12 protein-coding genes are annotated in these 12,433 nt (G+C 71.5%); 1 reads left to right on the top strand and 11 read right to left on the bottom strand.

The window, feature by feature from the left end; genetic code table 11:
* Positions 1–4: 4 nt before the first annotated feature.
* The 10 genes from OG352_RS38760 to OG352_RS38715 all read right to left on the bottom strand — a co-directional run bounded on the left by OG352_RS38760 (position 5) and on the right by OG352_RS38715 (position 10,498).
* The gene (locus tag OG352_RS38760) at positions 5–1,024 is read right to left on the bottom strand and encodes a branched-chain amino acid ABC transporter permease (protein WP_329223413.1); all 1,020 of its coding nucleotides are present in this window, start codon (positions 1,022–1,024) and stop codon (positions 5–7) included.
* Positions 1,021–1,893: a branched-chain amino acid ABC transporter permease gene (locus OG352_RS38755; RefSeq protein WP_329223411.1), complete on the bottom strand. Its 873-nt coding sequence runs from the start codon at positions 1,891–1,893 to the stop codon at positions 1,021–1,023. The genes OG352_RS38760 and OG352_RS38755 overlap by 4 nt, the downstream gene beginning before the upstream one ends.
* Positions 1,890–2,627, bottom strand: a complete 738-nt coding sequence (locus OG352_RS38750; protein WP_329223409.1) for an ABC transporter ATP-binding protein — start codon at positions 2,625–2,627, stop codon at positions 1,890–1,892. Before OG352_RS38750 ends, OG352_RS38755 begins: the two co-directional genes overlap by 4 nt.
* Entirely contained in the window at positions 2,624–3,397 is a 774-nt protein-coding gene (locus OG352_RS38745; RefSeq protein WP_329223407.1) for an ABC transporter ATP-binding protein, read from the bottom strand. Before OG352_RS38745 ends, OG352_RS38750 begins: the two co-directional genes overlap by 4 nt.
* On the bottom strand, positions 3,381–4,709 hold the full coding sequence (locus OG352_RS38740) for an ABC transporter substrate-binding protein (protein ID WP_329223406.1): 1,329 nt from the start codon (positions 4,707–4,709) through the stop codon (positions 3,381–3,383). The genes OG352_RS38745 and OG352_RS38740 overlap by 17 nt, the downstream gene beginning before the upstream one ends.
* A gap of 426 nt (positions 4,710–5,135) precedes the next feature.
* A complete protein-coding gene (locus tag OG352_RS38735) occupies positions 5,136–6,542 on the bottom strand; it encodes an alpha/beta hydrolase (RefSeq protein WP_329223405.1) in 1,407 nt (468 codons plus the stop codon).
* Positions 6,539–7,324 (bottom strand): hypothetical protein, encoded by a 786-nt coding sequence (locus OG352_RS38730; RefSeq protein ID WP_329223403.1) that lies wholly within the window; start codon positions 7,322–7,324, stop codon positions 6,539–6,541. The genes OG352_RS38735 and OG352_RS38730 overlap by 4 nt, the downstream gene beginning before the upstream one ends.
* Positions 7,325–7,354: 30 nt before the next feature.
* Entirely contained in the window at positions 7,355–8,572 is a 1,218-nt protein-coding gene (locus tag OG352_RS38725; RefSeq protein WP_329223401.1) for a PP2C family protein-serine/threonine phosphatase, read from the bottom strand.
* Between the two features lie 129 nt (positions 8,573–8,701).
* Positions 8,702–9,460 carry an IclR family transcriptional regulator gene (locus OG352_RS38720; protein ID WP_329223400.1) on the bottom strand — a complete coding sequence of 253 codons (759 nt, stop codon included), beginning with the start codon at positions 9,458–9,460 and terminating at the stop codon, positions 8,702–8,704.
* A 66-nt stretch (positions 9,461–9,526) separates the two neighbouring features.
* Entirely contained in the window at positions 9,527–10,498 is a 972-nt protein-coding gene (locus OG352_RS38715) for an alpha/beta hydrolase (RefSeq protein WP_329223398.1), read from the bottom strand.
* Positions 10,499–10,686: 188 nt separating this feature from the next.
* Between OG352_RS38715 and OG352_RS38710 the strand changes: the two genes are divergently transcribed.
* Entirely contained in the window at positions 10,687–11,169 is a 483-nt protein-coding gene (locus OG352_RS38710) for a MarR family winged helix-turn-helix transcriptional regulator (protein WP_329223397.1), read from the top strand.
* Positions 11,170–11,252: 83 nt separating this feature from the next.
* Here the strand turns inward: OG352_RS38710 and bla are convergent, their stop codons facing one another.
* A complete protein-coding gene (gene bla, locus OG352_RS38705) occupies positions 11,253–12,224 on the bottom strand; it encodes a class A beta-lactamase (RefSeq protein WP_329224158.1) in 972 nt (323 codons plus the stop codon).
* Positions 12,225–12,433 lie beyond the last annotated feature (209 nt).

Here is a 12,433-nt window from a genome sequence, read left to right as displayed (position 1 = left end):
GAGGTCAGACGACCGGTGTCCGCACCCGATAGCCGACAGGTAGTAGTTCCAGGTCACGTCGGCGTGCCACGGTACCCCACAGCCCGTGGGGCATCCACAGCGTCATCCCGATGGCGAGGGCGCCGAGCCCGATCAGGTACCAGGTGCCTCCGTTGTCCCCGAACCAGTCCTGGACCACGAAGAACACGATCGCCCCGATGATCGGCCCCTCGAAGGTGCCGAGGCCGCCGATGACCACCATGAAGATCATGTACGCGGACCAGTTGACCCCGAAGATGGAGTCCGGCTGCACCCGCAGGGTGTTCGCGAGGGTGAGCCCCCCGGCCGCGGCGCAGCCCACCGCCGCGAGAACGAAGACAAGCCGTTTCGCCGAGGTGACCCGTACCCCGACGGACGCCGCGCCCACCGGGTCGTCGCGGATCGCCTCCAGCGAGGCCCCAAGACTGCTGCGCAGCAGGACGAACACGGCCAGCAGCAGCACGCTCATCACCGCCAGGGCGAGCCAGTACACCTGGGCCTGCCGCACCGCCGGATCGGTGGCCGACAGATCGGTGAGCGAGCGGCCGGAGCCGCCGCCCAGCGAAGGCGTGTTCACCACGACCAGCCGGAAGAACTCCGCGATCGCCCACATGCCGATGGCGAACTGCCCACCGGTGAGCCGGAACGCGAGCAGGGAGGTGGGTACGGCGACGGCACCCGCGAGCAGGGCCGCCAGGACGACCGCGACGAAGGGGCTGACGCCCCGGTCGACGAGGAGGAAGACCCCGTACGCGCCGAGGCCGATGAAGCCCTGCTGGCCGACGGAGACCAGACCGCCGTAGCCGGCCAGCGCGTTCCACATGGCCGCGATGACGACGAGGATGTACAGGGTGGTCAGCTTCGCGGTCACGTCGGGCCCGAAGACGAAGGGCGCGAAGCCCAGGACGACCAGCAGGGCGGCCAGGGCGCCCGTCGCCGTACGGGAGACGGGGGTCCACCGGTGGATGGTCGCGGTGGCGGGGCGCACCGGCGATGCGGTGGTCATGTGCGGCTCCTTGTCATGCCGAGCAGTCCCTGCGGACGGAAGGCCAGGACCGCGAGGAACACGGCGTGTCCGGCGACGATGGAGAAGCGTGGATCCACCTGCGCGCCGACCGTCTGGGCGACGCCGAGGACCATGCCCCCGGCGAGCGTGCCCCAGAGCGAACCGAGCCCTCCGATCACGACGACCTCGAAGGCGAACAGCAGTTGGGTCGGCCCCGTGGAGGAGCTGAACGAGGACCGCATCGCGAAGAACGCTCCCGCCAGACCGGCGGTGGCGACGGCGATGGCGGCGGCCCAGGCGTAGACCCGGCGGCTGTCGATCCCGACCAGTTCGGCGGTGTCCGCGTCGGCGGCGGTGGCGCGGATCGCGCGGCCGATTCCGGTACGGGCCAGCATCAGTTGGAGTCCGCCGAGCAGCGCGACCGCGACCGCCACGGTGAGCAGGCCGAGGTACGGGATGCTCACCGACGACCCGAGCTGGAGGCCGGCCGTGGACAGTGAACCGACGTCCAGGGAGCGGCTGTCGGCGCTGAAGATCTCCAGCAGTACGTTCTGCAGCACGATGGCGAGACCGAAGGTGGCGAGCATCGACGACATCTCTCCGGTGCGCAGCGCCTTGCTGAGGATGGCCCGCTGCAGCACCACTCCGGCCAGGCCCATCACGGGCAGGACCGCCAGTACCGCGAAGAACGGGCTGATGCCGAAGGCGGCGGCGAGGACCGCGACGAGGAACGCGCCGAGGACCGCGAGGTCGCCGTGGCTCAGGTTGACGGTCCGCATGACGCCGAACATCAGGGAGAGGCCGCAGGCGAAGAGCGCGTAGAGGCCGCCGAGCATGACGCCCTGCACGACGGCGTTGATCCAGTTCATGCCGGCTCCTCCTGCACGGTCGCGGCCGTGGCGCGGCTCAGTCCGAAGTACGCCTCGACGACCTGTTCGCGGGTGACGTCGTCGGCGGGTTCGTCCAGGACGACGCGGCCTTCGAGCATGCACAGCACGCGCCGGGCCACTCCCAGGGCGCGGCCGAGGTCCTGCTCCACCAGCAGCACCGTCGTCCCGCCGGACAGGATCGTGCCGAGCGAGTCGTAGAGGGCGTCGACCACGATGGGCGCGAGGCCCAGCGAGACCTCGTCGAGCAGCAGCAGCCGGGGGTTGGTCATCAGCGCCCTGCCGATGGCCACGGCCTGCTGCTCGCCGCCCGAGAGGTTGCCGGCGCGCCGCTTCAGCAGCCCGTCGAGCAGCGGGAAGGCGGCCACGACGGTGGCGAGGTCCCACGGTCCGCGGCGGCGTACCCGGGACGCGACGAGCAGGTTCTCCTCGACGGTGAGGTCGGCGAAGAGCCGCCGTCCCTCCGGGACCAGCGCTGTCCCGGCCGCGACACGGTCGTGGGCCGGCCGGGCCGTCACATCCGCGCCGTCCAGGCGGATACGGCCCTCGGCCGGCCGATGTGCTCCGGCGACGGCCCGCAGCAGGGTGGACTTTCCGGCGCCGTTGGCCCCGACCACCGCCACGACCTCGCCCTCGGCTACGTCGAAGGACACGTCGCGGACGGCGCGCAGCAGACCGTGCCGTACTTCGAGATGCTCGACCGACAGCAGACTCATGCCGCACTCCCGAGATAGGCCTCGACGACTCGGGGATCGGACATGACGGCGTCCGGTTCGCCCTCGGCCAGGACCCGGCCCTGCGCGAGACAGACCAGCCGGTCGATCACCCGCAGGAGCGCGTGGATGACGTGCTCGATCCAGACGATGGCGATGCCGTCGGCACGCAACTGCCCGATGGTGGCGATCAGTTCGTCCGTCTCGGCGTCGGTGAGGCCACCGGCGATCTCGTCCAGCAGCAGTACCTTCGGATCGGTCGCCAGCGCCCGCGCCATCTCCAGCCGCTTGCGCTCCAGCAGGGTGAGCGCTGCGGCGGGCCGGTTGGCCTGGCCGAGCATGCCGCAGCGCTCCAGTACGCCGAGCGCGTGCTGTTGCCCGGCCCGGCGCCGGCGCAGACCGCCGTGCACCGAGGCGACCAGCACGTTCTCGTAGGCCGTCATGCCGGTGAAGGGGCGCGGCACCTGGTGGGAGCGCCCGATGCCGCCGCGGCAGCGGCGGTCGACCGTCCAGCGGGTCACGTCCTGCCCCTGGAAGGAGACGCTGCCCTCGGAGGGGGTCTGGGCGCCGGAGAGGATGTCGAGCAGGGTCGTCTTTCCGGCACCGTTCGGTCCGACGATGCCCAGGGCCTCGCCGGGGGAGAGGGTGATGTCGATGCCTTCGAGGACGACCAGGCTGCCGAAGCGCCGGTGAACGCCGTTCGCCGTCAGCACCGGCGGGGCGGAGGCGGCCACCCTTGCCCCGACGGTCAGCGGCTCAGCGGAGGGGCTCAAGTTCGCCTCCGAGGGGGATGGCGGGGAAGGCGCCGTTGTCGACGATGACCGGTTCGACGTCGAAGCTGCTGCTGGACCCGGCCTTGCGCCACTGCCCCATGACCACCGGCTCCGTGGACACGTTCTTCACCGGCCCGGACGTGAAGTCCAGCGGCCCGGCGACGGTGGTGAGCTTGGCCTTGCCGAGGGCCGCGGCCAGTTCCGCCCGGTCCTTGGGGTCGGAGGTCGCCTTCAGCGCGTGGACGGCGACCTCGAAGAGCGCCATGTTGGACCCGATGACCTGGTTCCACTGCTGGTGCGTCGACTGCTCGTAGTCGTCGGCCAGTTGCTGCGCGGTCTGGCCGGTGAGGGTGGAGGTGTACGGGAACTTGGGCGACCACCAGAAGCCGGCGCTGAGGCCGTGTCCGAGCGTGCCGAGCGCCTGGATCTGGGAGGGGAGGAGACCGGTCTTCGCGATGCTCGCGATACGCGGCCGGTAGCCCTGCTGACGGGCCTGCTTCCAGAACGTGGTGAAGTCGGGCGGCAGCGGGAAGGCGTTGAAGATCTCCGCGTCCGCCTCCTTGAACGCCGCGATCTGCGCCGAGAAGTCGTTCGTCCCGTCCTCGTACGCCCCCGGGTCGACGATCTTGAACCCGCTCTTCGTCAGCTGCGGCCCGAGCCCCTGCCGGATCGCCTTGCCGTCGGGGTCGTTGGGCCACATGACGCCGACCCGCTTGTTGGTCTCCACCCCGCCCTTCGTCCACAGGGAGGTGTACGCGGCATGGATCTCCGCGACGCCCAGGAAGAAGTGGTACGTGTACGTGAACGGCTTCTCGGGGGTGGCGCCGCGGCCGAAGTACCAGGCTTCCCAGGGCACGGCGGTCGACAGACACGGGACCTTGGCCGCCTCGCACGCGTCGGCGACGGGGTTGACCGTCTCCGGCGTGGAGGTGACGAGCATGAGGTCGATCTTCTTGCCGTTGATCAGATCGGTCGCGACCTGCGCGGCGGTCTGCGGATTCGACTGGCTGTCGCGGTCGGCGATCACGACCGAGTACTTCTTGCCACCGATCTTCAACCCGTCTTTGAAGGCGGTGCGCAGCTTCCTCAGCAGGTACGGGTTCGGCTCGCCGAAGCCCGCGGCCGGGCCCGTGTTGGGCGAGACATAGCCGATCCGGATCACCGAGTCGGTCTGCGCCGAGGACGCCTTGATGCCGCCGCAGGCGGTCAGCAGACCGCCCGCGGAGAACAGGCCGGCGGTTCCGGCCGCCCCCTTGAGAACGGATCTTCGGGACAAATTGCCGTTCGTGGGTGTGTTCATGGGTGCGCTCATGAATGCCTCCCGGCACGTCGAAAGAGCGGAACTGAGGGCGATGGAGCGGATGGGGAAGCCGGAGGGGGCGACTGAAGCCGTTGGGGGATGCCGGAGCCGGCAGCGGAGAGCGGTGGCGGGTTCCTTCGCGTCCCGGTAGGGCCGGGCGGCGAGCCCGATATCAGGAACCCTGATGATGCCCACGATGATGCACACGCCGACGCCGGATGACAAGAGCGTTGCCGAGATGTGTCGGACGCCCGCTTCGCGCGGAAAGAGATGCCGTGACGGCCTTGACGGCACCGGCCGGACAGGCGTACTTCTTTCTCAGGTTTCCTGATATTCGACGAAGGCGGTCGAGCAGTGCCGCCACGCCCGGACAGCAGACATCGGCGGGGCGTCGGTGTGACGCCCCGCCGATGTGTGGTGCCTGCGTGCGGTCGCCCGTCAGCGCAGTGCGGTGAGGAACGGTGCGAGGGTGCGGGTCAGGGTGTTGTGCGGGGTGTCCGCGAACAACGGGTCGAGGTGGGTCATCCCGTCGTCCGTCGCGTAGGTGCCGTAGGGAATACGGGAGTTGGCGACTACGTCGCGGGCGCCCGAGGCGATGGCGCCCTTGGCGTAGCTCGTCTGGAAGGCGTACAGCGGAGTGTCCAGGGCCCCGGCGTGCCACAGCCGCAGACCGAGTGAGCGGGCCAGGCCGGTGTCCGCGTAGGGGTCGGCGACGTCGAGGTCCACCGACAGCCGGGACGGCCAGTACCACTCCCACACGGCCGGCTGCGGGCCGCCCGCGTAGGCCGCCGCGACCCGGCTCATGGGGGTGATGCCGGTGTCGACCCAGCCGCGCACCCCGCCGGCGTCGGCGTCGGCGAGGCGTCCCGAGTGCACGCTGATGTCGTTCGGCCAGCCGAATCCGACGTCCACGAGGGTGCCCAGCAGGCCGGCGTTGGTGACCGGGGACGGCGGTCGCAGGGCGTCGGGCAGCCTCGGCTGCAGGACGGAGCGGCCGGCCGGGTCGTGGTGCGCGTACCAGCCCGCGAGCTGGTACCAGATCTGGGTGCTCTCCGCCCGGGAGCCCAGTCCGACGCCGCTCAGGGTCATGTCGAAGACGGCTCCGCCGTCGATCGCCGCGAGCCGCTCCCGCACCTCCTCGGGCGAGTCGCTCACCGGCTGGCCTGTCCCCTTGAACGCGCCGCGCACTCCGCCGTCGACCAGGACGAGGGCCGAGAGGCCCCGGTATCCGGGACGGCCGTCGAAGTCCCAGGCCGCGTAGGTCATCGCGGTGGTGGCGCCCCAGGAGTGCCCGCCGAGCACGACCCGGCGACGGCCGCCGCAGGCGGCGGTCCGTACGACCGTGTCCAGGTCGTCCAGGGTGCGGGTCAGGCCCCAGCCCGCCGCGTAGGCGGAGGCGGCCGGGTCCTGTGAGCGGTAGTGGCCGTCCAGGTAGTACCCGGCCGGGTCCGGCGTGGCGAAACCGGAGCGGTCGGCGAGGTTCTCCTCACGCCGGTCGAAGGCCCACACCTGCACGCCGGGCACGGCCGCGACGAGGTCCCGGGCCATCAGCCGGAAGTCGCCGGCGGCCCCGAACATGCCGGGGACCAGCACCAGGACCGTCTGCGCGGTGTCGGGGCCGATCTTGAGGACATGGACCCGGTCCGTCCCGGCCGGACCTCCTCCCGCGCCCACCGCCACGGGAACGTACGGCTCCGGGCCGACGGCTCCCCGCCGATTCCCGGCTCCGGCGGCCCTGGTGGCAGCGGCGGCGGCCGTGGCGGCCGGGCCGGTCAGGGCGGAGGCGAGGGCGAGCCCGCCGACCGTGCCGCCCAGCAGCGCTCTGCGTGAAAGTCCCCGCGTCATGCGGCACACCCGCCCACGCGCCGGGTGCTCAGCGCCACGTCGTCCATGCGGACGTCGTAGGAGGAGGGCGTGGGACCCGACTGGTAGAGCTGCCAGCCCAGCTTCAGCTTGTCGAAGCGCGGGAAGACGAAGTCGTCGGCCGTGCCGCCGTGGTCCTTCGTGGAGACCGTCAGCTCGGGCCGCTCCACGCCGTCCTGGTAGACGGTGACGCGGTTGTCGGTCGCGTCGAGGTGGAATTCGACGCAGTTCCAGGTGCCGGCGGTGGCGGGGGCGGAGGTCTGCCACGCGGTCCAGTCGCCGGTGGGGCCCAGATCGGAGCCGACGCCCCAGAAGTTGGCCTGCGAGGTGGGGGCGTACTGGCCGCCCAACGGGCGTACCAGCGTGGGGGTGTCGGAGCCGGAGGCCTCGGCGATGGTCCAGTGCGCCCAGTCGGGGGCCGTGGGGAACCGGTCCACGCGCAGCCGCAGCCGGGCCCAGAAGCTGTTGCCGGCGGGCGCGCGGTCGAGGTCGGAGAGGACGAGGAAGGCGCGGCCGTTGCCTTCGGTACGGAGCCGCAGTTCGCGGCCGTGGCCGGTGGTGCTGGGTTCGACGGTGAGCGAACCGTTGGCGGTGTCGGTGGTCCAGCCGCGGCCGGCGGTGACCGGACCGAGCGGGAGCCGGTCGAAGCTCTCCCTGACGAGGGTTCCCTGCGGGACGGAGGTCGCCGAGGCGGTGGGGGGTATCGCGAGCAGCACGGCTGACGAGGCCAGCAGCGCTGCGGCGATCTTCCGCATGCGTGTCATGGGCACAGTGTGCAACACCCGTCACAGCACTCACACAGCCTGGTCCCCCAACAGTCCTCCGGACAGCACCTGTTGGGGTAGGCCCGGGCCGGGAACGGCAGGGCTGGTGACAGCGGGGCCAGTGTCGGCGGGGCTGGTGACGGCGGGCTTGCGGATCAGGAGCAGCGCCGCGTCGTCGTGCAGCCGGCCGCCGACATGCGCGAGCAGTTCCTCGTGGATCGCGTCGAGCGTGCGGGCCGGTTCGTCGGAGAGGTGGCGGGCCAGGCCTTCGACGAGCGGGTAGAACTCGCGGTCGCGGTCACGGGCCTCGATGACGCCGTCCGTGTAGAGCAGCAGTTGGTCTCCGTCGGCGAAGGGCAGCACCTGGAGGCTGGGGGTCTGGTCGGTCAGGGCGCGCAGGCCGAGGGGCGGCGCCGGGTGCGTGGCCTCCACCGCCGTGACGGTGCCGGACGCGCCGATGAGCAGGGGCGGCGCGTGGCCGCAGTTCACCACTTCCAGTTCGCCGGGCCGCGGATGTCCGGCGACCACGGCGGTGACGAAGTCGTCGGCGCCGAGGTTGCGTGCGAGGCTGCGCTCGATGCGGTCGACGACGGCGAGGAGGTCGGGTTCGTCGTAGGCGGCCTCGCGGAAGACACCGAGCACGAGCGCGGCGGTCCCCACGGCCGGCAGCCCCTTGCCGCGCACGTCGCCGACGATCAGCCGTACGCCGTACGGGGTGGGCACCAGCGCGTAGAGGTCCCCGCCGATCCGGGCCTCCGCGGCGGCGGCGCTGTAGCGGACGGCCACCTCGAACGGGCCGACCGTGGCCGGCACCGGCCTGAGCAGCGCGTGCTGGGCGGCCTCGGCGACCGACCGGACGGCCGCGAGGACCCGCTCGCGGCGCGTGCGCAGCTCGCCGGCCAGGGCACTCGCCAGGGTGACGGCGATCAGGGCGGCCAGTACGGCCGTCAGCGCGTGGCCGGGAGCTCCGTCCCGGGCGCCGAGCGTCACGCCGAGGGCCGCGGCGAGGAGGCCGACGCAGAGGACACCGCGCGGTCCGTTGGTGGTGGCGGCCAGCGCGGGCCCGGCCGCCAGCAGGGGCAGCCAGATCATCCCCGCCCCACCGACCAGATCGACGAGCACGACGACGAAGACGATCAGGACGGGCAGGAGCGGCAGAAGAGGGCCTGCGACTCGGTGTCCGAATCTGGACAGCCGCGTCGGGCTGTGGTCGCCGCCATGGTTCCGGTGGTTCCGGGCCTGACTCATGCTTGGTCCGCAGTCCTCACCTGTGCGCCGGGACGACCTGCACGCCGCCCACTACCGAAATGTCCGTTTCATCTAGGGAACGGGATCGGCCCGGTACTCACAAGAAGCAGATTTTCAGATAGTGAACGATCAGGTGGTGAGCGAAAGGCCCCTGGTCACGCGGCTCGCGGTCGGGATCAGCCGGGTGAGGATCTCCTCGAGCCTGGGCAGCCGGTCCGCCGGCAGGGAGACGCCGAGCGAGCCGAGGGTGTCGCCGCTGTAGACGGGTACGGCGACACAGACCGTGCCGAGGGCGTACTCCTCCAGGTCGGTGACGGCCGGGGCGACGGGTGAGGCGTCCAGTCGCCGCAGCAGTTCGGGGGCGCTGGTGATGGTCCTCGGGGTGAGGTCGGCGAGGTGATGCCGGGAGAGGTAGTCCCTGCGGGCCTCGTCGTCCAGTTCCCGCAGCACGGACTTGCCGAGGGCGGTCGCGTGCCCCGCGTCCTCGAACCCGACCCACAGGTCGACGCGGGGCGCACGGGGGCCGTCGACGATCTCGGCGACCCTGATCTCGCCCTCCTCGTAGAAGGTGAGGTAGGCGGCGGTCGCGAACTCGTCGCGGAGCGCGGCGAGCGTGGGGCGGACCCGGCTGAGCAGCGCCTGCGCCCGGCCCTCGGTGTGCAGCGACTGCACCTTGTCCCCCAGCACGAACCCGCCGTCCGGCAGTTTCCGCAGGTAGCCGTCGTGGACGAGGGTCCGCAGCAGGTGGTAGGCGGTGGCCAGGGGCAGCCCGGTCTCGCGTGCCAGCAGTTTCGCCGGCGCGCCGTTCTCGTGGGCGCTCACCGCCTCCAGCAGCCGGAAGGCCCGCTGCACGGAGGTGATGAGCGTGGGGCCGTCCCGCTCACCCATACGACCAGCCTGCGCCAGACACACGGCAGGGGCAAGGCACGGAACGCCGCGCCGCCCTGACCTGTGTCAGGTCGTGGTGAACGCCGTGCGCAGGGTGGTGACGGCGAGGGTGATGGCGGCTTCGGCGGCGTGGGTCTCGCGCAGGGCGTTGAGCATCACGAAGTCGTGGATGATGCCCTGGAAGCGGACGGCGGTGACGGGGACTCCGGCCGCGCGCAGCTTGTCGGCGTACGCCTCGCCCTCGTCGCGCAGGACGTCCGCCTCGCCCGTGATGACCAGCGCCGGCGGCAGGCCGGTGAGTTGCTCGGCGGTGGCGCGCAGCGGGGACGCGGTGATCTGGGCGCGCTCGGTCTCGTCGGTCGTGTACTGGTCCCAGAACCACTGCATGCCGTCGCGGCGCAGGAAGTAGCCCGTGGCGAACTGGTGATAGGACGGTGTGTCGAAGGCGGCGTCGGTCACCGGGTAGAACAGCACCTGCTGCACCAGCGGCACCCCGCCGCGCTCCTTGGCCATCAGGGTCAGCGCGGCGGTCATGTTGCCGCCGACCGAGTCACCGGCGACCGCGATACGGGCGGCGTCCAGCCCCTTGGACGCGCCCTCCTCCACGATCCACCGGGCCACCGCGAAGTTCTGCTCGATCGCCACCGGGTAACGCGCCTCGGGCGACAGGTCGTACTCCGGGAACACCACCGCGGCCCCCACACCGACAGCCAGTTCACGCACCAGACGGTCATGCGTGTGCGCGTTGCCGAACACCCAGCCCGCACCGTGGATGTACAGGACCACCGGCAGGACGCCCTCCGCACCCGCCGGCCTCACGATCCGCGCGCGGACACTCCGCGCCGGACCGCCCTCGACGGTGACCCACTCCTCGTCCACCGCCGGCAGGACGATCTCGCCCGACTGCACCTCGTCCACCGCCTTACGCCCCTCCGCCGGCGGCAGGTCGAAGAGGAACGGCGGGTTCGCCGTGGCCTCGGCGAAGGCCTGGGCTGCGGGCTCGAGGACGGGGCGGGTGACGGAGGTGGTGTCGGTCATGGCGAGCTCCTCGGTTCGGGTACCGCGGGCAGGTTCCGACGGTAGTCCTCGTCAGGAACGGCGGCACGCCAATAACAGTAGCGCTCGATTGAGTCGTGCACAACTAATTGATGCACGACTCCTTAGGATCCGATCGATTTGTGAGCGATAGAATCGAGAGGACTCGAACGATAGGGTGGTGGACTCCCATGACCAGCGCAGGAACCAGGAGCCGTACCGTGGACCGAGCCGCCGAACCGACCGACCGGTCGCTGCTCCTGGACGACCAGCTCTGCTTCGCCCTGTACGCCGCCTCCCGAGCCGTGACCGCCCGCTACCGGCCGCTGCTGGACGAGCTGGGCCTGACCTACCCGCAGTACCTCGTCATGCTGGTGCTGTGGGAGCAGGACTCCATCTCCGTACGCGAACTGGGCACCGCGCTCCAACTGGAATCCAGCACCCTCTCCCCCCTGCTCAAGCGCCTGGAGGCGAACGGCCTGCTGCGCCGCGAGCGCCGCCCCGACGACGAGCGCTCCGTGGCCCTGCGCCTCACCGACGCCGGGGCGCAGCTCCGCGAGCGGGCCGGCACGATCCCCCTCGCGATCGGCGACGCCATGGGACTCGCCCCCGAGCAGGACGCCCTGGCCAAGCAGCTCCTCAGACTGGTCACGGCGAACGTCACCGACGTCTGAGCCTGAGGAACGCGAGCGCGCCCCGCGCGCGGAAGGCGGCCGAGGCCCGCCGGTCGCCTCCCGCCAGGTCAGGCAAGGCCCCGTCAGGTCAGTTCTGCCGCAACCAACTCGGCCGCCCTCGCCACCAGCGGGTTGTCCGAGGGGCCTTCGGGAGCGTGTTTGGTCGACAGGACGGCCAGGACCAGGGGCGGCCGGCCGGGAGGCCAGACGATGCCCACGTCGTTGGCGACCCCGTACGCCTGTCCGCCCCCGGTCTTGTCGGCGAGTACCCAGTCGGCGGGCAGGCCGGCGCGGAACCGCTCGGTGTTGGTGGTGTTGGCGATCAGCCATCCGGTCAGGCGGGTCCGGTCCGCGGGCGGCAGGGCCCGGCCGAGCACGAGCCGTGCGAAGGTCCGTCCGATCGCGCGCGGGCTGGTGAGGTCGGTCGTCCGCCACGGTTCCGCCGAGTTGAGCTCGGGCTCCCACCGGTCGAGGCGGGTCGTCGCGTCCCCGAGCGAGCGCGCGAACCGGGTGACCGCGGTCGGCCCGCCCAACTCCCGCATCAGGAGGTTCGCCGCCCCGTTGTCGCTGTGCGAGACGGCGGCGGCGCACAGCTCCTCGACGGTCATGCCGCCCGCGACGTGCTCGTCCGTGCCCGTGATCGGCGCGTACCCCGAGGCCGTGACGTAGTCCTTGGTGTAGTGGATCCGCTCGGCGAGGTACTCACCGGCCTGGTCGAGATCCCGTAGGACCGCCGACACCGCGAGCGTCTTGAAGACCGAGCAGAGGGGGAAACACTCGTCCGCGCGGTACGCCACCGTCCGCCCCGAGCCGGTGTCGTGGGCGAAGATCCCCAGACGCGCGGAGTGCTCCCGCTCCAGGTCGCTCAACCGCCCCGGGATTCCCGACGCCTCGGGCTCGCCGGGGGTCGAGGCGTGCGCCACGCCCGGCAGGGCGGCCGCCAGTGCCGCTCCGGCGCCGAGGCCCAGTACCGCGCGGCGGCCCGGGTGGGAGGCCGTGGTCGGCGCTGTGGTTGACGCTTTGGTCGCCAGGCCGGCCTTGTCCGTCCGATGCATCCGGTCCATCCTCTTCATTCCTGTGTTCCTGCGGTCGCGATCCGGCTGCCCGGCAACCGGTCCGCGTAACTTCCCTCCCCACCCGGTAACTTGACGCGCCATCATATAGTTGACGACGGCGCACGGTGATCCTTTGTCCCCCGCCGCGCGGCCGAACCCCCACCGGAAAGGCACGACCCTGCGGAACGAACCGCACAGCCGCACCGACG

The sequence above is a fragment of the Streptomyces sp. NBC_01485 genome, from assembly GCF_036227125.1.
GTDB lineage: Bacteria > Actinomycetota > Actinomycetes > Streptomycetales > Streptomycetaceae > Streptomyces.
This window is presented reverse-complemented; position numbering and strand designations above follow the sequence as displayed.